Origin of the sequence: Halomonas sediminis (genome assembly GCF_044871105.1) — a bacterium.
Lineage (GTDB): Bacteria > Pseudomonadota > Gammaproteobacteria > Pseudomonadales > Halomonadaceae > Vreelandella > Vreelandella zhuhanensis.
The window spans coordinates 3,322,850-3,346,689 of record NZ_CP085246.1 but is presented as its reverse complement, the minus strand read 5'-3'; the positions used below and the strand labels follow the sequence as shown (position 1 = coordinate 3,346,689).

Sequence of the window (23,840 nt, the reverse complement as noted above, 5' to 3'; positions counted from 1 at the left end):
TACTTGAGTTGAGCGGAAGTGAGATAGCACGTACCGGCGCGCTACAAAGTCGCAAGCACTTCGCTCCAGCCTGGCTGAAGCGAAGCATCGCCTTGCTGAAATCGTCTTGATGGATAGAGCGTGTATCAACGCCGTTACTTCACGGCGTTGGTGGCCGCGGTGAACCCCATCAACGACACTTCCACCGCGTGGGTCTGGCGCGCATTGAAAGGCCGGAACCCGATGCGGATTACGCTACCGCTGCGCATGCTCTTCATGAGGTTGTCTTCAAGAGGCAAGATGGCATAGCAGCCCTGTTCCAGGCAGGTAGCGAAAGGCACGCGCATTTCCTCACCGTCGTCTATCTGCATCACGATACCCGAGGACACATCCAGCCCCAGGGGTAACAGCAGCTCCAGGATGCGAGGGGCGTTTTCGCCATTTTGCAGAACACTCGCCAGCAACAAGCGACTGCTGCCTTGCTCGTTTTCCATATTGAGTGACTGCTGGGCCTGGCAGCGCTCCCCCTGTGGCGTATCGATACAGACGCTGCGCCAATCCTGGTGTTCGGTGACACGCGGCTCGTTCTCCTGGGCGCTCACGCTCAAGGGAATCAGCAGCAACAGCAGTAACAGTAAGGTCTTGAGTCGGTTCGTCATGGGTAGGCTTCGTCCTTGTTAAAAAATAGCTGAGATCCCACCATACAGGCGGATCGGGGTCAGGTGAATCAGCATGGCTTCATGGCAGCGCCTTTCGTATACGCAACATTCGTGAGCCCGGCGCCGGTTCCTGCTAGAATGGCTCCCCTTTTGCCAACTTGGCGTGGCTGATCCCGAGGTACCCCGTGACGATTCGCTTCATTGCCGCTTCTCAGCTGCCCACCCCCTGGGCGACATTCACTATGCATGGTTTCGAAGACGAGGCCACCGGCAAGGATCACATTGCCTTGACCTTGGGCGATGTGGCCGATGGTGAGGCGGTGCTGGGCCGTGTGCATTCGGAGTGTTTGACCGGCGATGCGCTGTTTTCCATGCGCTGCGACTGTGGCTATCAGTTGCAGGAAGCGCTCAAGCGCATTGCCGAAGAAGGGCGAGGGGTGCTGCTCTACCTGCGCCAGGAAGGGCGCGGGATCGGTTTGCTCAACAAAATTCGTGCCTACCATCTTCAAGATCAAGGCCGCGATACGGTGCAGGCCAATGAAGATCTGGGCTTTGGCGCCGACATGCGTCGTTATGATCTTTGCATTCCCATGCTCGATCATTTGGGCATCAAATCACTTCGGCTGATGACCAACAATCCACGCAAGGTGGATGCCCTGACCCGGGACGGCGTGATTATCGCCGAACGCCTGCCGATCACCACCGGCCTGAACCCGCACAACGAACAGTACCTTTCTACCAAGGCAGGCAAGCTCGGCCACATGATGGCGCTGGGTGATTTCACCCAGGCCAGCGATGTGGACATCGAACGCAAGGAGTGAGGTGCTTCTTTGGCCCTTATTCACATGGAGCCGGCATGAACGCAGATAGCCGCAACGCCTACTTGGCGGCCCAGGTGCGAAAGATCCTCGAAACGACACCCGAAGCGAAGTTGCCGGTCACCTACCAACAACTTGCCGAGGTGCTGGGACTTAGCCCCCCGCGGACCATCCAGCGCGTTGCCATGGCCCTCGAAGCGCTGATGCGCGAGGACGCCGAGCAGCGACGCCCCTTCATTGCCGCCCTGGTGATCAGCAGGCGAGGCGAAGGATTACCCGCCGCAGGCTTTTTCGATCTCGCTGTCGAACTCGGGCGTTTCCCACCGGACCCCGCGCAGCACGCGAGCGCCTATCACGCCGAGTTTCGCCAAGCGCTTGCACAGCGTTAAGCACCTAATGGGGTTAGCTAACGTCTGGCACCTGAGCTCGATAGGCAGCGTTCTTTCAGCGGTTCGATGATTGCGATTGCGGCGGTTCGATCACCCAAGGCTCGAGCTCTACCTCATTTTTGCAGCTGTCATCCACCTCGGCATGCGGGTCGTCAAGAAAGGCGTCGACCATGGTCGAGCGGCATTCGTTGACGGGGCTGTGCCCCAGCCCCTGATACTCCACGAACTGCAGGTTGGGCATGGTCTTCTTGACGTGTTCGCTCCAGCGCGTCCCGCAGCAGGGATCCATCTGGCCGTGAATCGCCAGGGCCGGTATGTCGGTGGCGGGCGGATCGTTGTGCTCGAGGGGGACGTCACCGTCTTCGCCCCACCAGCCGCATACCCAGGGTGGCTCGAAGCCCAGCACGGCGGGCTCGCGCTGTACCGCCGCAATTGAGTCGTCACGGCTGGGCCGGTTGTTGCCCATGTCGTTGCACACATGGGCCAGGAAATAGCCCAGGGCATAGTTGGGCGCTGCGGGTTCGGGGTTGTAGTCGTCGACCAGGAAAAAGTCGTTGAGGCGCGAATAGTCGTCGGCCTGGATGTCGGCGACCAGGCTGGGAAGCTCGGCATAGACGCTGGGAAGAAACAGATAGAGGGTGTCGAGAAAGGCGGCACCGTCGAAATACAGGGTTTTCTCGCGGCCATCGCTGTCTTCGACCGTGGCCACAAAGGGCCGCTCATCCAGGGTTCGGCGAGCCCTGTCCACGGAGAGTAGCCAGGCGGGCAGCATCTCCCGGCATGCCGGATCCTCAGCCACGCACAGTGCCAGCACATCGTTGAAGGTCTGCTTGGCAGTGTAGAACTCGTCGACGGGCGGCCGGTTGCGCAGGTGGGCGAACCAGGGCCAGCCGAAAATCGCGGCGCGTACACTCTCGGGATGATACTGAATGTACGACAGCACCGTGCCGCTGCCGGTCGAAGAGCCGAAGGCGTCGATGCGTTCGTAGTCGAGCAGCTGACGGATTTCGTCGACATCCCGCGACACGCTGTACTGGTTGTACTGGGCGACGTCGATGCCTTCCTCCTTGAGCTTGTCATAGCAGTCTTCCACGACGCGGGTAATGCTCTCGAGCCGCTGCATGGGGTCGAGCGAGGAGGTGATGGCCGGCGTATGAACGATGTTGTGGTAGGGCGAGACATGGGCGTAGTCGGGACATTCCAGTGCTGGTTCGGAGTGGATGTAGCCGCGATGGTCCATCGTCACCAGCGTGCGCTCGCCGATATCCTTGCGCAGCTGTTCCAGATAGTCCAGGTTGCCCAGCGAGGAGTAGCCGGGGCCTCCTGGAAAGAAGAACACCGGTACCTCGCCCGTCTTTTCGCCTTCCGGCTCAATCACCGCCACCGGCATCTGAAGGATATTGCCGTTGGGTTCATCCCAGTTTTCCTCGCCGTAAAAGGTGTAGCACTCCGCGCCTAGCGTCCTGAGCGCTTCGGTGGGGCAATCCGTGCTCTCCATGAGCGGTATCGTGCCGGTCCCCGCGGATTGGGCATAAACAAGGGAAGGTGCGAATAACAACGACAGGGCACCTGCCAGTAGCCGGCTGCGAGACCGGCCATGCTGCCAAGAAGGGAAATCCATGCCATGCCTCCATCAGTGTTGTTGTTGCTGTTATCGGGAGTACCGATTCAACTTAGTTGCCCGCCATAAGAGCGTCAACCGCTTGGCGGCAAGGGCGCCGATAGCCCCCAGCAGGCCCAGAAGCATGCCGGCACCGCCCAGCCACCCCGGCAGTTCCTTGAAAAGCAGCGCCGTCCAGCCCAATGTCATCGCCGGGGTCAGGGCGATCAGGGCAGCGCTTTGCCCGACGCCAAAACGCCGTAGGCTCTCGTTGAAGAAGCCGTAGCTGCCGAAGGTCGCCAGCACGATCAGCCAGGTCAGGGTGAGGAAGCTGTCCATGGACAAGGGCGGCGGTGCCACTCGGCCTTCGTCCAGATATCCGGCGGCCACAAAGAAGACCAGCGTGGCTGCGCCCAGCTGCACGGTTAACCGGGCCTCCAGGGGCAGTGTCGCGGGCCGACGCGCCGCCATGACGCTGCCCAGGGTCACGGCGGCGACTGCCAGCACCGGCAGGCCGTAGGCCCAGGCCGGGGCGCCGCTCATGCCTTGAAAATCATCCAGCACACTCACGCCGGCACCCAGTGTCGCCACGCTCATGCCCAGCCATTGAAGCGGCACGGAGCGTTCGCCTAGCCACCAACCGGCCAGAGTGATGGCGGCCAAGGGTTGCAGGGCGCCAACCAGCGCCGCCACATTGACGCTGACGCCGGCCTTTACCGCCAGCAGCATGGCAAGCAAGTAAATGCCCACCGTCAGGCTGCCGATCAAGGCCTCATGGGCAAGGCTCGGGAGATGGATAGCCCGTCTGCTTCGGCAAGCCCGAAAACCCCAGCATAACCCGACCAGCAAGGTAGCCAGCGCGAAACGCCAGGCATAAAGCGCCAAGGTGGGCGTTTCGATGGCCACTGCCAGCCGGCTTCCCACAAAGCCGCTACTCCAGCAGAGCACGAATCCTGCCGCGACAACCCATCCCCCCAGAAAGCTCGGGGTCGGAGGTGACAATGAATGATAGAGCTGGCGCGTGATAGCGGTCATGCAGCCTCCAGGTGTGTCATGTGACTTGTGACGACAGTCTGGGAGGCATACAGTCTTCAGGGAATCGATAATTACTTCACTGAGCGTTCAATATGGCTGAACCCCCTTGAGCACCCTGGATCTCGAGGCACTGCGCAGTTTCGTGGTCGTGGCGCGTCTGGGCACTCTGGCGGCGGCCGCCCAGCAACGCCATCGCACGGTCAGCGCGCTGAGCATGCAGATCAAACGCTTGGAAGCGAGCCTGGACACCCGCCTGCTGGTGCGCAGCGCCCGGGGCATGACCCTCACCATGAGCGGTGAGGTGTTACTTGGAGAAGCGCGTGAACTGTTGCGTCAGCATGATGGCATGGTGGCGCGAATGACGGGGCGGGGGCTGAGCGGGCGGGTGCGCTTTGGAATGCCGGAAGATTATGCGACGCAGATTGTCGGAAGGTTGTTGCCCGATTTCATGGCCCGCCATCCAGAGGTGGTGCTCGAGGCCGTCACGGCCACCAGTGGCGACCTGGTCAAGCAGCTGGAAAAGGGCGACCTCTCGTTGATCGTTGCCCTGGATCGCCCCCATTCGCTGGCGGGGGGCACGCCGCTGTGGCAAACCATGCCGGTGTGGGCCAGTGCCAGGGAGTTGGCGGTAGCCGCGGATAAGCCGCTGCCATTAGCGCTGCATCCACTGAATTGCCCTTATCGCCATTTGGGCGTCGAAGCCCTGGAAGCCGTGGGACGTGCCTGGCATGCCGTTTTCACCAGCACCAGCATCCATGTGCTGGAAGCGGCGGTGGAATCGGGGTTGGCAATCAGCATTCTGGAGCGCAGTCGGCTGACGCCGACCATGCGCGAGTTGGGCGAGACCGACGGCTTGCCGCCATTACCCAGCTGTCAGGCCCAGTTGCATTATGGACGCCACGTCTCCGCAGCTTCCTGGCCCGCTGTCGAGGCGCTGGGCGAGATGTTGACCCAGCATTTGACCTGGCGGCCTTGAGATCTCTTAGAGGAAAATACCCAATCCCTAAACGTCGCGAGCCTTGCGAATGCGCTCATAGGCATTGGTGATTTCGCTGGTACGTGCCTGAGCGACTTCGCGCATGCTATCGGGCAAACCCTTGCCGGCAAGCTTGTCGGGGTGGTTCTGGCTCATCAGGCGGCGGTAGGCTTTCTTGAGTTCGGCGTCGCTGGCCTCTTCCTCGACACCGAGCACGCGGTAGGCATCCTTGAGCGCTTCTTCGCTGGCGCCCTGGGAGTTGGCCGCCGCCCCATGGAGCATTGCTTCGATCTGCTGGACTTCCGCCTCGCTGCATCCCAGCCCGCGAGCCACGCGCAGAATCATCTCGTGCTCGGAAGTGTGGAGCACACCGTCGGCGGCTATAGCGGCAAGCTGTACCTGCAGGAAGACCTGGCGCAGGGCACGCTGCCCCTTGGTCAGGCGTTGAATCTCGCCCAATTCGGCGTCCAGGTCGAAGTCATCGGCCCGGCCGCGCTCGAAGGCTGCACGCGCCTGAGCACGTTGCTGCTCCTGAAGATGGAGCTGATCGAACAGCTTTTCAGCGGCATTCAATTCGCCCTCGGTCACCTTGCCATCGGCTTGGCACAGACAGCCCATCACGGAAAAAACCGAATCCAAAAACTGTGTCTGGGTGCGGGTGCGTACCCTGTTCAATCCGCGGCGAATCCGGCGGGCAAGCCACCACCCCAGACCGCCGCCGATCAATATCCCCAAGGGGCCGCCAAACGCATACCCCAGCAGGGCAAAAATCAATATCAGAAATAGCATAGGAATCTCGAAAAATACTGCATTGAGTGATCAGCCCTCGGGCAAGCGGGCGCGAATGGCTTTCTCGACGCCGTCAGCATCCAGGCCGCATTCGGCGAGTAACTCGGCGGGCGTGCCGTGCTCCACAAAGGCATCGGGCAGGCCCAGGTTGAGCACTTCCACCTGGACGCCTTCGGCGGCGAGAAGTTCGTTGACGGCACTACCCGCGCCGCCGGCGATCACGTTCTCCTCCAGGGTGACGATCAGCTCATGGTCGTCGGCAGCGGCAAGCACGGCATCGCGGTCCAGCGGTTTGACCGAACGCATGTTGAGGTAGGTGGCGTCCAAACGTTCGGCGACCTCGGCAGCCGCGGTGTTGAGGCTGCCGAACGCCAGCAGGGCGATGCGGGGTCCCTGTTTTTTGCTGGTGCGGCGCAGCTCGGCCTTGCCGATGGCAAGTGGCTCGAGATGATCGGGTATCGCCGCGCCAGGGCCGCTGCCGCGCGGGTAACGGACCGCCGCGGGGCCTGGGTGGTTGTAGGCGGCGCTGAGCATGGCGCGGCACTCGGCTTCATCCGCTGGGGTTAGAATCACCATGTCGGGTACGCAGCGCAGAAAGGAAAGGTCCATGCTGCCGTGATGGGTGGGACCGTCTTCGCCCACCAGGCCGGCCCGGTCGATGGCGAACGTCACATCCAGGTGTTGCACGGCGATATCGTGAATCAGCTGGTCATAGCCGCGCTGCAAGAAGGTGGAGTAGATTGCCACCACCGGTTTCATGGCTTCACAGGCCATGCCCGCCGCCAAAGTGACCGCATGCTGTTCGGCGATCGCCACGTCGAAGTAGCGCCCGGGATACTCCTTGGAAAATCGGATCAGGTCGGAGCCTTCGCGCATCGCCGGGGTAATGCCGATCAAGCGCTCATCGGCGGCGGCCATGTCGCATAGCCATTCACCGAACACGTTGCAGTACTTGCGTTTTACAGGGCCGGTTTGCGACGGGTCGAGTGTCGCAGCGGTGGGTGGCGGCTTGGCGGCGGCGGGTTTTTCCAGCTTGGTGATGGCGTGGTAGCCGATGGGGTCGGCTTCGGCCGGCAGAAAGCCTTTGCCCTTGCAGGTCTTGATATGCAGAAACTGCGGGCCGTCGAGGTCGCGCAGGTTGTGCAATGTCTGGGTAAGCATTTCCAGGTCATGGCCGTCGATCGGGCCGATGTAATGAAAGCCCATTTCCTCGAATAAGGTTGCCGGACTGACCATGCCCTTCATGTGCTCTTCCGTTCGCCGCGCCAGCTCCAGCGCGCCGGGCAGGTGCGAGAGCACTTTCTTGCCTTCCTCGCGCATCTTCAGATAGGGCTTGCTGGAAAGCACCCGCGCCAGGTAAGTGGCAATCCCGCCGACGTTTTCCGAGATCGACATCTCGTTGTCGTTGAGTATCACCAGCAGATTGGCATCGACATGGCCGGCATGCGCCAGCGCTTCGTAGGCCATGCCGGCGGTCAAGGCGCCATCGCCGATCACGGCGCATACCCGGCGTTTTTCACCTCGGGCACGTGCTGCCAGCGCCATGCCCAGGGCGGCAGAAATCGAGGTGCTCGAATGCCCCACCCCGAAGGTATCGTATTCGGACTCGGAGCGCCGGGGGAAGGCGGCCAGGCCGCCGTACTGGCGGATGCTGAGCATTGCCTCGCGACGCCCGGTGAGAATCTTGTGGGGGTAGGCCTGATGGCCGACATCCCAGACCAGGCGGTCAAAGGGCGTGTCGAACGCCTGGTGCAGGGCCACGGTCAGTTCCACCACGCCGAGCCCCGCACCGAAATGACCGCCGCTTTGTCCCACGCTGTACAGGAGGTAAGCGCGCAATTCATCGGCGAGCTGGGCCAGTTGCTTGGCGTTCATGGCCCGCAGCGCTGCAGGATGATCAAAAGAGTCGAGCAACGGCGTGGCCGGGCGCTCGCGGGGAATCTCGTCGAACAGCTTCATGGGCATAAGGTCAGTGGTCACGCTCGATCATGTAACAGGCCAGATCGGCCAGCGGGATGGCGGCATCGCCTAACGGTGCCAGGGCGGCCACTGCTTCGTCCACCAGGGCCAAGGATTTTTGCCTGGCGCCTTCCAGGCCCAGCAGGCTGGGGTAGGTGGGCTTGGCGCGGGCGGCATCGGCACCGGAGGCTTTGCCTAGCGTTACGGTGTCGCCGGTGACATCCAGGATGTCGTCGTGGATTTGAAATGCCAGCCCGACGGCACGGGCGTAGCGTGTCAGGGCTTGCAGGCGCGGGTCGGTCTCGGCCACGGCAACGAGCCCTCCCAGGCGCACGGCGGCGACAATCAGCGCGCCGGTCTTGTGGGCGTGCATATGCGCCAGGGCATCGACATCCGGATGGCCGCCCACCGCGTCGAGATCCAGCGCCTGACCGCCCACCATGCCATCACGTCCTGAGGCCTGGGCCAGCGTCAGCACCATACTGGCCAGACGCGGGTGCGCGGAACCGGCCAGCACTTCGAAGGCCAGGGCTTGCAGCGCATCACCGGCAAGAATCGCGCTGGCTTCGTCAAATGCCTTATGCACCGTGGGCTGGCCGCGACGCAAGTCGTCGTCATCCATGGCGGGCAGGTCGTCGTGAATCAGCGAATAGGCATGAATCAGCTCGATGGCAGCGGCAGGGGCGTCGAGGGCGCGCTCATCGGCGCCCAGCGCCTGCCCGGCAAGATATACCAGCAATGGCCGCAAGCGCTTTCCTCCCACCAGCAGGCCGTGGCGCATGGCGGCTTCCAGACGCAAGGCCGTCGCCGGGTTGCCATTAGTGTGCCGCTCGTCGAAAAGTGCCGCCAGGGAGGTGTCCACGCGGGCACGGGCCTGTTCACGCAAGGCATCCAGCGAGATCGGGGCAGCGAGCTGTGAGGCTACCATGGGGGTGTCTCCTGTGCCGCGTCATCGTCGACTTCAAAGGCTTGTTCAACGCCGCCTGCGCTGAAGGAGGCGACCTCCAGGCTACCATCAGGCCTTTCGCTCAAGGCGCGTACCTTGAGTTCGGCGTTATCCAGGCGTTGCTGGGCGTCGCGGGTCAGGCGGACGCCTTGCTCGAAGGCGCTCAAGGCGTCTTCAAGCGAGAGTTCGCCGGACTCCAGGCGCTCGACCAGTGCTTCGAGTTGCTCGACCGTGGTGGCGAAATCCCGCTGAGATTGGTTGCTCGTGTCGCTCATGCCAGTGCCCGTCTACCCAGTGACTCGGAATAAAGCCGATAGTATACACCTTACCCCAGGGGTGACGTCTGCCCCGCCATGCGGCGAATATGCGTCGCCTTCATGCGCGCAGCGCAGCATTTTCATCTTGCTCGGACCGTTGTGGGGAATCGGCTGTGCTAACATATTGCCCTTCCACGAACCGATACACGGCGTAAGCCGCCGACCAAGGGGTTGATTCAGCCATGACCAAAACGTCCCTGGACAAGAGCAAGATCAAGATCCTGCTACTCGAGGGCGTCCATCAGAGTGCGGTGGACAATCTTCATGACGCGGGTTACAGCAACATTGAACATCTGCCGACCTCGCTGGCCGAGGACACGCTGGTCGAAAAGATCCGCGATGTACACTTTATCGGCATTCGTTCGCGTACCCAGCTCAATGCGCGGGTGTTCGATGCGGCGGAAAAGCTGGTCGCGGTGGGTTGCTTTTGTATCGGTACCAACCAGGTAGATCTGGATGCGGCCTTGGCGCGCGGCATCCCGGTGTTCAACGCGCCCTATTCCAACACGCGCTCGGTGGCGGAATTGGTGCTCGCGGAAGCCATCATGCTGCTACGCGGCATTCCCCAGAAGAATGCCCGAGCCCACCAGGGTGGCTGGCTGAAATCGGCCAGCAATTCCCATGAAGCCCGCGGCAAGACGCTGGGTATCGTGGGCTATGGCAGCATCGGCGCGCAGCTTTCGGTACTGGCGGAGTCGCTGGGCTTCAAGGTGCTTTTTTACGACGCCATCGCCAAGCTGGGCATGGGCAATGCTTCCCAGGTCGCCAGCCTGGAGGAGCTGCTGAGCCGTTCCGAGGTGGTCAGTCTGCACGTGCCGGACCTGCCTTCCACCCGCTGGATGATCGGTGAGAAAGAAATCGCCGCCATGAAGCACGCCGGTATTCTGATCAACGCCTCGCGCGGTAGCGTGGTGGAAATCGAACCCCTGGCAGCTGCCATCAAGGAAGGCCGACTCAACGGTGCGGCCATCGATGTGTTCCCGGTGGAGCCCAAGGGCAACAACGAAGAATTCGAAAGCCCGTTGCGCGGACTGGAAAACGTTATCCTGACCCCGCACATCGGCGGTTCGACCCTGGAAGCCCAGGAAAATATCGGCATCGAAGTTTCCGAGAAGCTGATCACCTATTCCGACAACGGCACCACCGTCACCTCGGTCAACTTTCCCGAAGTGGCGCTGCCCGCCCACCCGGACAAGCATCGCCTGCTGCACATTCACGACAACGTGCCCGGGGTACTTTCCGAGATCAACCGGGTGCTGTCGGAAAACGATATCAACATTTCCGGCCAGTACCTGCAGACCAACGACAAGGTCGGCTACGTAGTGATCGACGTAGACAAAGCCTACGGCCCTCAGGCGCTGGAAGCCTTGAAGAAGGTCCAGCACACCCTGAAGATCCGTGCCTTGTATTCGTCAAAGAACGGCTGATCTGCCAATCGCTTGCAAACCGATCACTTTCGAAGTAGTGCAAGAAGAAGTACTAAGAAGTAACACAAAAATGCCGCCGCTCTTTTGGGTGGCGGCATTTTTATTTGAATGCCTTGCAGAGTCGATCGATTTCCCCGTGTTCCCGCCCAGTGTCAGGCGGTGGCAAGCACCGTCTGGCGGTCGCGTCTGGCACTCCACACCAGCGTGGCCAGAAACAGCGCCAGGCCTAGGAAGTCCATCAGCAAGACACCATGGGGCCACAGCATCAGGGCGCCTATGGGGAACATGGCCAGGCGCAGCCACCAGGGCAGCTCGCTTTCCAGATGGCCTTCCAGCCCCGCGATAATCGCGTAGATACCGAACAGCGCGAAGGCGAATACCACCAGTATCTCCATTGGCGTGCCGGTGATCATTGGCGACCACACGAACAGCAAGGGAATGATGTAGAGCCCCTTGGCGATTTTCCAGGCGGTAAAGCCGGTGCGCATGGGCGGTGTCTTGGCGATGGCCGCCGCGGCGAAAGCGGTAAGGCATACCGGCGGGGTCACGTTGGAATCCTGCGACAGCCAGAAGATCACCATGTGCGCGGCGACCAGCAGCATCGACAACGTATGCGGCGAAAGCGCCTGCTCGTAAAGCTGTGAGCGGAAGTTATCCGGGACCACCGCCAGCAGTTCCTGGGCGCTGGCGGCATCCATCGGCGCATTCAACGCCTCCAGCGCATCTGGGGCTGCGAGCATGAAGATCGCGCGTGCCTGCTCGGGTAGCTCACCGGCCATGATCAGTTCCAGCAGCTGGCTTTCCGCCATCAGGCCGTAAAGCGCCGGTGCCGACAGCGTGCCCAACACGATATAAGCGGCGGTTACCGGCAGGCCCATGCCCAGCACCAGGGAGGCAATCGCGATCAACACCATGGTGATCAAGAGGCTGCCGCCGGCCCAGTCGGTGATCATCAACGAAAAGATGTTGCCGATACCCGTGGTGGCCACCACGTTGACGATCAATCCGACCGTCAGCAGCAGGATCGCGGTGGGAATCATGTTGCGGGTGCCCAGCACCAGGGCGTCGACTATCGCCCGAAGGTTCATGGGGGAACGTGACAGCCAGGAGGCGCCCACCACCGACACGATAGCGATACCAGCGGCGTAGGTGGGGGTGAAACCATTGATAAGCGCCGCGACCAGTATCACCAACGGTAGCAGGAAATGCCAGCCGCCCTTGAGTACGTCGAGCAGCCGCGGCGCCTGTTCGGTTTCCATCTGCTGTGCATCGCTGCGCTTGGCTTCGATGCGCACGAACATGGCCACCGAAAGAAAGTACAGCAGTGCCGGCAGGGCGGCGACGCCGATGATGGTGAGATACGACACCTGGGTATAGGAGGCCATGATGAAGGCGCCCGCACCCATCACCGGAGGCATGAGCTGGCCCCCGGTGGAAGCCGCGGCTTCAACCCCGGCAGCGAAGCGCGGTGGAAAACCGGCCTTGCGCATCAGCGGAATGGTGATCACGCCGGTGGAAACGGTATTGGCCACGCTGGAACCCGAGACCGACCCCATCAACCCGGAAGCGAACACCGCCACGAACCCCGGGCCGCCGACAAAGCGACCAGCGGCGCAACGCGCCAACTCGATGATGAACTCTCCGGCGCCGGAACGTACCAGAAAGGCGCCGAAGAGAATGAACATGAAGACATAGGACCAGGAAATTCGGGCGATCGAACCCAGGATGCCGTTACCGCCGAGAAAGCTGCGAAAGAGCACGGTTTCCCAGTTCAGCCCGGGAAAATTGAACACCCCACCTACATAGCGTCCCCACCAGGCAACGTAGGTCAGCGCAATGATACATAGCAGTGGGATGAACCAGCCGGTGGTACGGCGGGCGAATTCCAGTACCAACGCCAAAGCGGTAATCGAAACGATCCAGTCGGCCAGGGAAAAGCGCACCCCACGAGCATAGAGGGCGTCTTCGAAGCCGATCAAGTAAAACGCACACCCCAGGGCGGCCAGGCCGAGACACACATCGACCGCGAGCAACAGGCGTTGACCGCTAGCGGAGCGCGCCTTGAACATGGGCACGGAAAGGGCGCACAGCAGCCCGAACATGCCGAAGTGCAGGGCGCTGACCCAGACCTCCGAGACGGTGCCCAGGGTATTGAAATAGATATGCGAGAAGGCAACGACGATGGCGAGCAGACTCAGAATCCGGCCAAGCCAAGGGTGGTCGAGGCGCTCCGGGGCGTTGCTTGCAGATTCGTCGCGCACCGTATCAGGTGTCGAATGGCGCATGGTGTACCTCATGAAACACAGTAAGGCATAGAGAGGTCATCCCCCCGGCCGGTGCCGGGCGGATGCTGGACGAGAGGAACATCAGCCTTCGAGAAGGTGCTCGGGAATTTGCATGCCTTGCTCCTGGAAATAGCGTGCGGCACCTGGATGCAGCGGCATCGGCAGGCCGTCGAGGGCTTTTTCCACTGCCATGTCGCGAGTTGCTGGGTGAATGTTGTTCAGAAACGGCAGGTTCTCGAACATCGCCTTGGTGATCTGATACACATGTTCTTCCGGCACATCGGCGTTGACCACCAGGATGTTGGGCTGGGAAATGGTATTGATCGGCGTGTCCTGACCGGGGTAGGTGTCGGCGGAAATTTCGAAAGCGCTCCACACCGGGTATTGGCCATTGATGCGTTCAAGCTGCTCAGCGGTCACGTTCAGGGTGGTGATGTCATCGCCCATGTTGGCGTAGGCACTGGTCACGGCGGAAGCCGGCACGCCGGCCGGTATGTTCATGCCGTCTATATTGCCGTTCTGCATGGAATCGGCGCTGGGGCTGTAACCCAGGTAGGCAATGTCCATCTGTTGCGGATCGATGTCCAGACCGGCAAGAATCTGCCGACCGGAGCCTTCGGTGCCGGAATTGCGTGCGCCGATGGAGAAGCCGCGTCCATACAGCTGGGCCAGGTCGTCGATGGTGCCGGTTTCGACAAGCGCGTCGCGCATCACGAAGTGTTCGACGTTCTGCCACAGCATGGAAATTGAGCGCACGTTGTCGTAGGCCTTGGGTACCGGGCCTTCACCGGACCACGCCCAGGCGCCATAGAGCGCCTGGAGAATGCCGAACTGGGCTTGGTCGTCGTCCATCAGACGTAAATTTTCCGCCGAGCCCGCTGAGCTGATGGCGGAAACGGAGATGTCGTGGGTGGGTTCGAGCTTGACACGTACCAGGGTGGAAAGCGCCACGCCTACCGGGTAGAAAGTGCCCCCGGTGGTGGCGGTGCCCATGATGTATTGGCCGCCTTGGTCATTTTCCTGAGCGGTAACCGTGGAGGCGCTCACGCCTATTGCGGCAGCGGTAGCGAGGCAAAGTGAGGTTTTGAGAAATTGGCGTTTCAGCATGGAGTGTCTCCTGGCTTATTGGAATTGTGGGAGTAATCGCTACCCCGTTTCCAATAGAGCGAGAAACTGGCCATGTTTCAGTAGGTCTATACTAATCAATAACTTGTGTTTTTATTCATGCGACGAAAGGCGAAGAAGGCAGCGCGACCATCGGCCATTTTTCGCCGGTGATTTTCGCTTTCATCGGCAAGAAATGGCCGATGACCCAGGCCTGTCTGAAAAGCTTTCAGGGAACCAGGAAATCTTCGCGGCGCAACTGATGGCGTTGCATCTTCTGATTGAGAGTGCGGCGAGGCAGGTCGAGCTCTTCGAGCACTGCTTGAATGTTGCCGGCATGGCGCTGCAGTGCCTCTTTCAGGACGGTGGCTTCAAATGCTTCTGTGCGGGCCGACAGGGCGCAGGCTTGGTGTTGCGGCACAAGCGAGGTTTGCCAGGGTAGATCCAGCCCCAGAATAAAGCGCGTGGCGATATTGCGCAGCTCACGCAGGTTTCCCGGCCAGCGGTGATTGCCCAGGGCGCCAAGCAGTTGCGCTGTGGGCTCGCGCAGGGGCCTTTCGTGAACCTCGGCGGCCTGATGGCAGAAGTGGCGAAACAACAAGGCAATATCCTCGCGTCGCTCGCGCAAGGGAGGAATCGCAAGCTCGGCAATCGCGAGGCGATAATAGAGATCCTCTCGGAAACCCCCGTCCGACACCATTTCCAGCAGGTTTTCCTTGCTCGCCGCTACGACTCGCAGGTGAAGGTGAATTACCTGGTTGCTGCCCAGTCGAGTGATTTCGCCTTCCTGCAGGGCGCGTAACAACTTGACCTGAGCGGAAATGGGCAGTGATTCTATTTCATCCAGAAACAGGGTGCCGTGGCTGGCGACTTCCAGGCGGCCGATGCGCCGCTCGCCCGCCCCGGTAAAGGCGCCTTTTTCATGCCCGAACAGCTCCGATTCGATCAAGTCGCTGTTCATGGCGCCGCAATTCAAGGCCACGAAGTTACCTTGGCTGCCGGTGCCGAAATCGTGCAGGGCGCGGGCCACCACTTCCTTGCCGCTGCCGGTTTCCCCGTTGATCACCACGTTAGCGCGGCTGGCGGCCAGGTTTTCCACCTGGCGCCGCAGCGTTTGCATGGGCGTAGAGTCGCCAAGCAGTCGAGTGTTCAGATAGTTATGGCGCAGCGCCTGTTGCAGCTGGAGGTTTTCCAGCGCCAGGGCGCGATGCTCAAGCGCCCGGCGAACACACTCTTCCAGGCGTTCGGGCTCGAAGGGCTTTTGCACGAAATCCCAGGCCCCCTGCTGAATCGCTGCCACCGCCATGGGCACGTCGCCGTGGCCAGTAATCAGAATCACCGGAGGCGGTGTGTCGAGCGCCTGCACGGCGGCGAACAAGGCTAGGCCATCCATCTCGGGCATCTTGATGTCACTGATCAAGACACCGCACTGCTGGTCATTCTGAAGTGCCTTGAGCGCCTCGCGGGCACGGGAAAACGTTCGCACCTCTAACCCGGATACTTCCAGCCACTGGCTGAGGGAGTCGCGTACATCGGCGTCGTCTTCTACCAGCCAGACCGACAAAGTGGCGGCAGGTATGCGAGAGAAGGCGCTGGCAGATGGTGGTGTCATGAAGGGGTCTCCTCGCCATGCGGTAACGCCAGACGAAACCAGGCGCCTTTGGCGGTGTGATTGCCGGCGCTGAGCTTGCCGCCAAGGTCCTGAACGATACCGTAGCTGATGAACAGACCCAGCCCCAGGCCTTCGCCCACCGGCTTGGTCGTGAAGAAGGGGTCGAACATCTGGTCGATAACCTCTTGGGGCAGGCCGGGGCCGTTGTCATGAATGGTCAATAGCACTTGCGCCGGGGTTACCTCGGCGTGAAGGTGAATCACGCCGTCCGGCGTGTCGCCCAAGGCATCCAGCGCATTACCCAGCAAATTGGTGAGCAATTGCTCAAGGCGAACGTCGTCCCCGCGCACCAGCAGTGGCTGCTGCCAGGTACCGTCACGCTCTAGGCGTACTTTTTGTTGCTGGAAGCGCTCCTCGAGTAGTTCAAGCACGAAGTCCAGATGGGTCTGGAGATCCGCACTGTCTCGGCTGCCACCCTTGCGGGCGAAGAGCTTGAGTTGTTCGATCAGCCGGGCCAGGCGCTTGCTCAATACCTGAATGCGCTGAAAGTTGGCCCCCGCCGTTTCCTGGCGGCCAAGCGCCAGCAAGCGTTCGCCGTTGGCGGCATAGGTGCGTATGCCGGAAAGTGGCTGGTTGAGCTCATGGGCGATACCTGCCGCCATGGTGCCCAAGGCGGCCAGTTTACCCGCTTGGACCAGCTCGGCCTGGGCATCCTCCAATGCCCGGGTACGCTCCTGGACACGCTCTTCCAGGCGCACATTGGCTTGCTGGACGATCTGCGCCTGGGCATCGCGCATGTGCTGGCGTTTTTGGCGTTCGCGTAGCCACAGGCCAAGCAACAGTAAAGCGGAAAGCGTGACCAGACCGGCCAGTAGCATGTTGCGCGCACTGATATAAAGCGGGCGCACCGGGCTCAGGTAATGCATGGACCATCCAAGCGTGGAAAGCGGCAAGGATGTGACCAGAAAACGATTGCCTACCCCTTGGGTGTCCATTACCAGGGTACCGTCATGCAGACGGCGACCCAGCAAGGGGAGCGGTTCGTCGAGAAATTGACGTTGGGCGTGAATCTGCGCCAAGGCGGTATCGGAAAGCCCATCGATGTGCTGAAAACGCCATTGCTCGCGGCTGGAAAGTATCACCACGCCGTTGGCATCCGACAACATGACGTTTTCATGCGCTCGGCGCCAATCGTCCTGGAGCGCTTCCAGCGAGACCTTGACCACCAGCACCCCTGCGGTCGCCGTGTCGGAAGGAGCATCGGAAAGCGTGACGGCGTAAGAGGTGAAATAACCCGGCCGCCCGGTCGTGCTGCCTACCGCAAAGAATTCTCCGCTACCCTTGTGCATGGCATCGAAAAAATACGGGCGAAAGTGATAATCGTGGCCGATGAAGCTTTGTTCGAGTTCATGGTTGCTGCTGGCCAGGGTGACACCTTGATCATTCATGAGAAAGATCGTTTCGGCGCCGGAACGTTCGGCGACCAATGCCAGGTGCTGGTTGACTTGAGGCAGGACTACATCATTGGGTTCGCGTAGCGCTGTCTGGATTAAAGGCTGCTGGGCCAGTAGGCCAGGCAAATAGGTAAAGCGTTCCAGCGCGCCTTGCAGGCTGCTGGTGTAAAGTGCCAGGCGATTTTCGGCGTGGCGCTGGGCTTGGGCTTGGGCTTGGCTGTATTGCCAATGCCATAACCACCACAGCCCCAAAAGGCCCAGCGCCAGCAACGGTGGCAGAACCAGGGCGCGTAGCCAGATTTTCCTGTTCACTGTGGTTGCCTCAAGGGTCGGATCGATGCAGGCTCGAGAGCTTATCACCCGGGAGTGATCAGTCCCATTGTCAGTGCAAGACCCTTTTGAAAGGGGGCCTGGTGTTTTGCGCTGGAACCACTCTCTGTCTACGTTGTTTTCATGGCCCGATACAAAAGAGGAGGGCGACATGCTGGATTGACGTTCGTCGCTGATCTCTTGATGGGCGGAGATACAAGGAGGATGGAACGATGAAGAAGAATGTCTTTATTCCAGCGATGAAGCAGGGGCAACATGCCGAGCTTGAAACCTTGCATAACGCCGAACAGCTAAATTTTCATGATCTGTTGGATGAGCAAAGGCTGACGACATCGGAAACGTTCTCTTTCAATAAGCTTGTCGAAGAGGCGCGTCAGGAACTGGACGCCTTTCCAGGCTCCATCGATGCGATTATCGCCCAGTGGGATTTCCCTACTAGCGTCATGGTGCCGCTGCTGTGTAAGGAGTACGGGCTTCCCGCTGCTTCGCTGGAAAGCGTGCTCAAGTGTGAACACAAGTATTGGAGCCGCCTGGAACAACGCAAGGTGATTCCCGAGTTCGTACCCGATTTTTGCAGTGTCGACCCCTTTGCCGATTCTCCGCTGGATCAGGTGACGCTCGACTATCCGTTCTGGCTTAAGCCGGTCAAGGCGTTTTCCTCGCAGCTGGGGTTTTTGATAGAGAACGACGCCCAGTTCCATGAGGCCATCGAGAAAACTCGCGAAGGCATTCATCGTCTCGGTGACCCTTTCAATGAAGCCTTGGCGTATATTGATGTACCCGAGGAAATTCAGCGCGCCAACGGCAATACCTGCATTGCCGAAGCCATAATCTCAGGCAGGCAGGCAGCCCCAGAAGGGGTGGCTTTTCAGGGTAAATTCAGCGTGCACGGGGTAATCGATCAGCCCAAGGAGCAAGAGGCGCTGTATGACCGCCTGGAATATCCCTCGAGCATGCCTGAACACATCCAGCAGCAGATGGTGGAGGCCAGCAAGCGCTTTCTCGAGCATATCGGCTACGACAATGGCGGCTTCAATGTCGAGTTCCTATGGAACCAGGAAGAGGAACGCCTCTGGGTGGTGGAGTTCAACCCGCGTATCTCCCAGTCGCATAGCCAAATATTCGTCATGGTCGATGGCATGTCCAACCATGCAGTGATGGTCGACATTGCGCTGGGCAGGCGACCTTCGCTGCCAAATCGTGAAGGACGCTTCGCCGTTGCCGCCAAATGCTTCATTCCTTATGGCAATGAGGATCGGATCATTACCCGAGTGCCCAGCAGGGAGGAACTCGATGCGCTTGCCGAGCGTTTTCCAGGCACCCGGGTGCAGCTGAAAGTTGAACCGGGCACGCGCCTCAGCGAGTTGCCCAATCAGAATCCCGTGTCCTATCATCTCGGCATTATCTTTCTGGGGGCCGAGAATCATGAACAGCTTCGCGACCATTATCAGCAATGCCTGGAGAGCCTGCACTTCGAGTCCGAACCCGTGGACTAACGCCGATGGTGGATAACCACCCTCGTGCAAGGAACAACTAGAAAGGAACACAAGATGACGACTAGCGTTACAACCGAGCCTCTGGTTCAGCGAGATGCTCAACAGGGGGTCATCACGCTGACACTCAACAGTCCCAAAAGCTTCAATGCCCTTTCCGAAGAAATGCTCGAAGCGCTCCAGGCGGCGCTTGATGAGATTGCTCAGGATCAAGATGCGCGTTGCGTGGTGCTGACCGCTCAAGGCAAGGCGTTCTGCGCCGGGCACGATTTGAAGCAGATGCGCGCCAACCCGGACAAGGCCTATTATCAAACGCTATTTGCCCGGTGCAGCCAGGTAATGCAAGCCATCGTCAATCTGCCGATACCGGTGATTGCCCGGGTTCAGGGCATTGCCACGGCGGCGGGCTGTCAGTTGGTGGCGAGCTGCGATCTGGCGGTAGCCGCCCGTTCGGCCCGCTTTGCCGTTTCGGGTATCAATGTGGGGCTTTTCTGTTCCACTCCGGCAGTGGCGTTGAGCCGTAACGTCTCGCGCAAGCGCGCCATGGAAATGCTCATGACCGGCGAATTCATTAGTGCCGATCAGGCCTGTGAGTGGGGGCTGGTCAATCGTGTCGCGGAGGAGGATGGGTTAGACGCTGTCGTGGCCGAGTTCACCACGAGTATTTGCGCCAAGAGTGCCGTGGCGATACGTACCGGCAAGGCAATGTTCGCCCGCCAACTGGCGATGCCGTTGGAAGACGCCTATGCATTTGCCGGAGAAACCATGGCCTGCAACATGCTGGCAGACGATGCAGCCGAGGGCATCGATGCCTTCATGGCCAAGCGCGCGCCGCAATGGAAGCATCGCTGAGCGCCTTCCGTGAAGGCGACAGCACCGGGCTGGCACGTTATCCTGATGCGCTTTGACGTTTTCAAGCGGGAGAAACAGGGTGAATGAAGTCAAGCGCAGGACGGCGGGCCGCCCAGCGGGAACCAAGAAAGCCAGTGGCGGACACAGCCAGTCGTTAGTGCGTGGCCTGAACATGCTGGAATATCTGTCGGCCAGTCCCGACGGCATGGCGCTTTCCGAGCTTGCCGAGACCGCTGATCTGGCCCCTTCCACAACACACCGCCTATTACAGGCATTACAGAGCCAGGGATTTGTCACCCAGGAAAGCGAGCAGGGGTTGTGGCGCATCGACGTCAAGACGTTTCGTATCGGCAATAGCTTTCTCGAAGCACGTGATTTCGTCGCCACCAGTCGCCCCTTCTTGCGCCGGTTGACTGCTGAAACCGGGGAAACCGCCAACCTGGGCGTGCGTGACGCTACCACAGCGGTATTTCTCGCCCAGCATGAATCACCGCAGATGATGCGCATGATCACCCGGCTGGGTTCAAGGGCACCGCTGCATGCTTCCGGCGTGGGCAAGGCGCTTCTGGCTTGGTTGCCGGATGATGAGCGCGCGCGCCTGCTTGAAGGGCGTGAGCTGGCTCAGGTGACCCATAACACCCTGTACCAGCCCGAGACGCTGCTGGAGAACCTGAGCGAGGTTCGCCACCAAGGCTTTGCCTGTGACCGTGAAGAACATGCTATCGGCCTGCATTGTGTAGCCGCCTGTATTCACGATGAAACGGCGACGCCCCTGGCAGCGATTTCGGTCTCCGGGCCGGTGGCGCGGATCCCTGAGGCACGTTTGATGGAACTCGGTGAGCTGGTGCGGGAAGTGGCCGCCGAGATCACTGCAACATTGGGAGGCCAGGCGCCCAAGTGTTGCTGATCGCATGCTAAGCCTGTTTATCGTAGCGCTGCTAAGCGCCACGTTACTGCCCGGGGGCTCGGAAGTATGGCTGGCGCGCCAATGGTGCCTCGGCGAGCCGGTGGTGATGCTGTGGATAGTCGCCACCGCCGGCAATACGCTAGGCAGCCTGGTCAATGTCGCCATGGGACGCTACGCCAGGCATTTTCAGCACAAGCGCTGGTTTCCCGCCTCGCCTCAAGGATTGGCGCGTGCCGAAGGTTGGTACCATCGCTTTGGTGAGTACAGCCTGCTGGTCGCCTGGGTGCCGGTGATCGGCGACCCCTTGACCGTCCTGGCAGGTGTATTTCGCTTGCCCTGGTGGCGGGCACTGGCATGGATACTGATTGCCAAGGGCGGACGCTACGCGGTGGTGCTGTCGCTGGCCCATCTGTGGCTTTCCCCGCTGTGTCAGTAGCCCGACTTGTACAAAAAGTAGACAGACGTTAGCTTTTGATATTTCCCCACCGATACGGAGGTTATGGTGACGCCATTACGATTATTGCCCTGGCTGGGCATCTGGTTGTTGGCAATGCTGGTCTTGCTGGCAGCGCCGGTTTCGGCGCAGACAACACTGACGCTGGACAGTCCCGCCGATCCACCGCAAGAATCATCGCAAGCCGAGCCCCCGGCGTATTCCACACTGGCGGATCTGCTCGAGAACGACCAGGCGCGCCAGGAGCTGATTGAGCAGTTGCGTAAATTGGCTGTGCAAGCCTCGGAAGGTGCAGAGCTTTCGCCCGCACAAGCCGCTGAAGGCAGTGACATGGCGCCGGCGGATGTCTCGCTGCCCCGCCAGCTGGCGGAGCTGACCAGCCGTATGGTCAGCGATGTTGGAGAACAGCTGGGCCAGACGGGCTCGCTGGTTAGAGAACTGCTCAGTGCCGAGGGAGAAAACACCTTCGACCTGGCCGCCTTCACCAGCGCAGCGGTCAACCTGGGTTTGGTGATTGTCTCCACCGTCATTGCCTTCGTCCTGTTTCGCCGCTTTGCCAAGCCGCTATTCACCAGGATCAGCAACTGGTCGCTGCATGGCGCGGGGCTCAACCCGGTGTTGCGCCTGGTATTATGTGTGGCCTTGGCCGTCGTGCTGGATGTGTTGGTCGTGGTGCTGGCCTATGTCGCCGGCAACCTGATCGCTACCTTTGCGGTGGGAGAAGCCGGTGAGCTTTCCACCCGCGCCTCGCTGTTCCTGAATGCCTTTCTGGTGATTGAGCTGCTCAAGGCGGCGGTTCGGATGTTATTTTCCTCGCGCTATGAGGGCCTTCGCTTGTTGCCGGTTTCCACGCTGGAAGCCTCCTACTGGAACCGTTGGCTGGCCCGACTGGTTGGCATGGTCGGCTATGGTTTGATGGTGGTGGTGCCACTGGTCAACTTCTACGTGGCCACGTCGCTGGGACAGATGCTGGGCACGCTTATTATCCTATTGGCGTTTATCTATGCCGTGGCGGTGGTGCTCAAGAATCGTGTGCACCTGCGCGATAACCTCAACCAGATGGCGGCCAACTCGAGCTTTACCGCCAGCCGAGTGTCGTTGACGTTGTTCGCGCGTACCTGGCACCTGTTTGCCTTGCTGTATTTTCTGATGGTGCTGGTGCTGGTGCTGACACGCCCCGCCGATGCATTGCCCTTTGTGCTGTTCGCGACGCTGAAAACCTTGGCGGCCGTGGTGGTGGGCCTACTGATTTCCGCGTTTTTGACGCAAGCCATCGGCCGTCGCATCACGCTTTCCGATGACCTGCGACGCAAGCTACCGTTACTCGAAATTCGTCTCAATTCCTACGTCCCCAACGCCCTTAGGGTTATCCGCACGATCATCCTCATTGTAGTGGTTATGGTGGTGCTCAATGCCTGGGGCGCCTTCGACCTAGTGGGCTGGTACGCCTCGGAAGCGGGGAGCGGGCTGGTCAGCAAGGTGTTCGGGGTAGCGTTAATCCTGTTCATTTCCATCGCCATCTGGCTGGGGCTGGCGAGTCTGATCGAGCACAAGCTCAACCCCGAAACCGGGTCCGGCGAGCCGGATGCCCGGGCCAAGACGCTGCTCAGCCTGTTCCGCAATGCATTGGCGATCGCCATCATCACCATGACAGGGATGATCGTGCTGGCAGAAATCGGCATCAATATCGGCCCCTTGATAGCGGGTGCCGGGGTGCTGGGTCTGGCAATCGGTTTCGGTTCCCAGAAACTGGTGCAGGACATCATCACCGGGATTTTCATCCAGGTGGAAAATGCCATGAACACCGGCGATGTGGTCACGGTCGGGGGAATCACCGGCACGGCGGAGCGTCTGAGCATCCGCTCGGTGGGCATCCGTGATCTGAGCGGCACCTACCACATCGTTCCGTTCTCGAGCGTCGATACCGTTTCCAACTTCATGCGTGAGTTCGGTTATCACGTGGGTGAGTACGGGATTGCCTATCGTGAAAGCATCGACGACGCGATCATCGCGCTACGTAACGCCTTCGATGAACTGTCGAATGACGAAGAGCACAAGATGAATATCCTGGCGCCGCTGGAAGTGGCGGGTGTGGTGGCCCTGGCCGACAGCTCGGTGAATATCCGGGTACGCATCAAGACGACCCCGGGCACCCAATGGGCCACCGGCCGTGCCTATAATCGTCTGGTCAAGCTGCACTTCGATCAGGCGGGCATCGAAATTCCCTTCCCGCACACCACGCTCTACTTCGGTGTGGGTAAGGAGGGCGAAGCGCCCCCGGCCAACCTGCGGGTCATGCAGCAACCTTTCGATATCGACGGCCGCCCTGGCGGGCAGCCGCGTTCCGACGAGTCGAACCGTTCGGAGAACCCACGCTCCAGACCCAACCCCGCTTTCAAGGGCGATTTCGATGATGAGGAAACTACCTGAATCGACTGGAACTAAACCACAAAAG

Annotated in this window: 20 protein-coding genes; 9 read left to right on the top strand and 11 right to left on the bottom strand. The window is 60.4% G+C overall.

Features of this window, described 5'->3' with window-relative positions; translation table 11 throughout:
- Nucleotides 1-134 precede the first annotated feature (134 nt).
- Entirely contained in the window at nucleotides 135-638 is a 504-nt protein-coding gene (locus LG290_RS15820) for an invasion associated locus B family protein (protein WP_499835606.1), read from the bottom strand.
- Between the two features lie 185 nt (nucleotides 639-823).
- Here LG290_RS15820 and ribA point away from each other — a divergent pair, with 185 nt between their 5' ends.
- Both ribA and LG290_RS15810 read left to right on the top strand, forming a co-directional pair.
- Nucleotides 824-1,459 carry a GTP cyclohydrolase II gene (gene ribA, locus LG290_RS15815; protein WP_160418374.1) on the top strand — a complete coding sequence of 212 codons (636 nt, stop codon included), beginning with the start codon at nucleotides 824-826 and terminating at the stop codon, nucleotides 1,457-1,459.
- A 35-nt stretch (nucleotides 1,460-1,494) separates the two neighbouring features.
- Entirely contained in the window at nucleotides 1,495-1,845 is a 351-nt protein-coding gene (locus LG290_RS15810) for a hypothetical protein (protein WP_160418372.1), read from the top strand.
- Nucleotides 1,846-1,900: 55 nt separating this feature from the next.
- Here the strand turns inward: LG290_RS15810 and LG290_RS15805 are convergent, their stop codons facing one another.
- Together LG290_RS15805 and LG290_RS15800 are read right to left on the bottom strand one after the other, a co-directional pair.
- Nucleotides 1,901-3,466, bottom strand: coding sequence for an alpha/beta fold hydrolase (locus LG290_RS15805; protein WP_499835605.1), 1,566 nt, complete (start codon nucleotides 3,464-3,466; stop codon nucleotides 1,901-1,903).
- Between the two features lie 30 nt (nucleotides 3,467-3,496).
- Nucleotides 3,497-4,480, bottom strand: a complete 984-nt coding sequence (locus LG290_RS15800) for a DMT family transporter (protein WP_499835604.1) — start codon at nucleotides 4,478-4,480, stop codon at nucleotides 3,497-3,499.
- A gap of 106 nt (nucleotides 4,481-4,586) precedes the next feature.
- Between LG290_RS15800 and LG290_RS15795 the strand changes: the two genes are divergently transcribed.
- Nucleotides 4,587-5,456, top strand: coding sequence for a LysR substrate-binding domain-containing protein (locus tag LG290_RS15795; protein ID WP_499835603.1), 870 nt, complete (start codon nucleotides 4,587-4,589; stop codon nucleotides 5,454-5,456).
- A 27-nt stretch (nucleotides 5,457-5,483) separates the two neighbouring features.
- On the opposite strand, the gene djlA is transcribed toward LG290_RS15795, so the two are convergent.
- From djlA to LG290_RS15775, 4 genes are read right to left on the bottom strand one after another with little or no spacing between them, the layout of a single operon-like run.
- Nucleotides 5,484-6,245 carry a co-chaperone DjlA gene (gene djlA / locus LG290_RS15790; RefSeq protein ID WP_160418366.1) on the bottom strand — a complete coding sequence of 254 codons (762 nt, stop codon included), beginning with the start codon at nucleotides 6,243-6,245 and terminating at the stop codon, nucleotides 5,484-5,486.
- 30 nt (nucleotides 6,246-6,275) lie between these two features.
- Nucleotides 6,276-8,210 (bottom strand): 1-deoxy-D-xylulose-5-phosphate synthase, encoded by a 1,935-nt coding sequence (gene dxs, locus LG290_RS15785; RefSeq protein ID WP_499837126.1) that lies wholly within the window; start codon nucleotides 8,208-8,210, stop codon nucleotides 6,276-6,278.
- 4 nt (nucleotides 8,211-8,214) lie between these two features.
- On the bottom strand, nucleotides 8,215-9,132 hold the full coding sequence (locus LG290_RS15780; protein ID WP_499835602.1) for a farnesyl diphosphate synthase: 918 nt from the start codon (nucleotides 9,130-9,132) through the stop codon (nucleotides 8,215-8,217).
- On the bottom strand, nucleotides 9,126-9,425 hold the full coding sequence (locus LG290_RS15775; protein WP_499835601.1) for an exodeoxyribonuclease VII small subunit: 300 nt from the start codon (nucleotides 9,423-9,425) through the stop codon (nucleotides 9,126-9,128). The genes LG290_RS15780 and LG290_RS15775 overlap by 7 nt, the downstream gene beginning before the upstream one ends.
- 224 nt (nucleotides 9,426-9,649) lie before the next feature.
- Here LG290_RS15775 and serA point away from each other — a divergent pair, with 224 nt between their 5' ends.
- Entirely contained in the window at nucleotides 9,650-10,894 is a 1,245-nt protein-coding gene (gene serA / locus LG290_RS15770) for a phosphoglycerate dehydrogenase (protein WP_499835600.1), read from the top strand.
- Nucleotides 10,895-11,046: 152 nt separating this feature from the next.
- Here the strand turns inward: serA and LG290_RS15765 are convergent, their stop codons facing one another.
- From LG290_RS15765 to LG290_RS15750, 4 genes are all read right to left on the bottom strand, one after another.
- On the bottom strand, nucleotides 11,047-13,179 hold the full coding sequence (locus LG290_RS15765) for a TRAP transporter permease (protein WP_499835599.1): 2,133 nt from the start codon (nucleotides 13,177-13,179) through the stop codon (nucleotides 11,047-11,049).
- 81 nt (nucleotides 13,180-13,260) lie between these two features.
- Nucleotides 13,261-14,286 (bottom strand): TAXI family TRAP transporter solute-binding subunit, encoded by a 1,026-nt coding sequence (locus LG290_RS15760; protein WP_499835598.1) that lies wholly within the window; start codon nucleotides 14,284-14,286, stop codon nucleotides 13,261-13,263.
- Nucleotides 14,287-14,512: 226 nt separating this feature from the next.
- Nucleotides 14,513-15,895: a sigma-54-dependent transcriptional regulator gene (locus LG290_RS15755; RefSeq protein WP_499835597.1), complete on the bottom strand. Its 1,383-nt coding sequence runs from the start codon at nucleotides 15,893-15,895 to the stop codon at nucleotides 14,513-14,515.
- Nucleotides 15,892-17,661, bottom strand: a complete 1,770-nt coding sequence (locus LG290_RS15750; RefSeq protein ID WP_499835596.1) for a sensor histidine kinase — start codon at nucleotides 17,659-17,661, stop codon at nucleotides 15,892-15,894. The genes LG290_RS15755 and LG290_RS15750 overlap by 4 nt, the downstream gene beginning before the upstream one ends.
- Nucleotides 17,662-17,891: 230 nt before the next feature.
- On the opposite strand from LG290_RS15750, the gene LG290_RS15745 reads away from it, so the two are divergent.
- The 5 genes from LG290_RS15745 (at nucleotide 17,892) to ybiO (ending at nucleotide 23,815) form a co-directional block, all read left to right on the top strand.
- The gene (locus LG290_RS15745) at nucleotides 17,892-19,175 is read left to right on the top strand and encodes an ATP-grasp domain-containing protein (protein WP_499835595.1); all 1,284 of its coding nucleotides are present in this window, start codon (nucleotides 17,892-17,894) and stop codon (nucleotides 19,173-19,175) included.
- Between the two features lie 54 nt (nucleotides 19,176-19,229).
- Nucleotides 19,230-20,024: an enoyl-CoA hydratase gene (locus tag LG290_RS15740; protein WP_499835594.1), complete on the top strand. Its 795-nt coding sequence runs from the start codon at nucleotides 19,230-19,232 to the stop codon at nucleotides 20,022-20,024.
- Nucleotides 20,025-20,103: 79 nt separating this feature from the next.
- Nucleotides 20,104-20,931 (top strand): IclR family transcriptional regulator domain-containing protein, encoded by an 828-nt coding sequence (locus tag LG290_RS15735; protein ID WP_499835593.1) that lies wholly within the window; start codon nucleotides 20,104-20,106, stop codon nucleotides 20,929-20,931.
- A gap of 4 nt (nucleotides 20,932-20,935) precedes the next feature.
- Nucleotides 20,936-21,367: a YqaA family protein gene (locus tag LG290_RS15730; protein ID WP_160418352.1), complete on the top strand. Its 432-nt coding sequence runs from the start codon at nucleotides 20,936-20,938 to the stop codon at nucleotides 21,365-21,367.
- 63 nt (nucleotides 21,368-21,430) lie between these two features.
- Nucleotides 21,431-23,815, top strand: a complete 2,385-nt coding sequence (ybiO, locus tag LG290_RS15725) for a mechanosensitive channel protein (protein WP_499835592.1) — start codon at nucleotides 21,431-21,433, stop codon at nucleotides 23,813-23,815.
- Nucleotides 23,816-23,840: the final 25 nt, after the last annotated feature.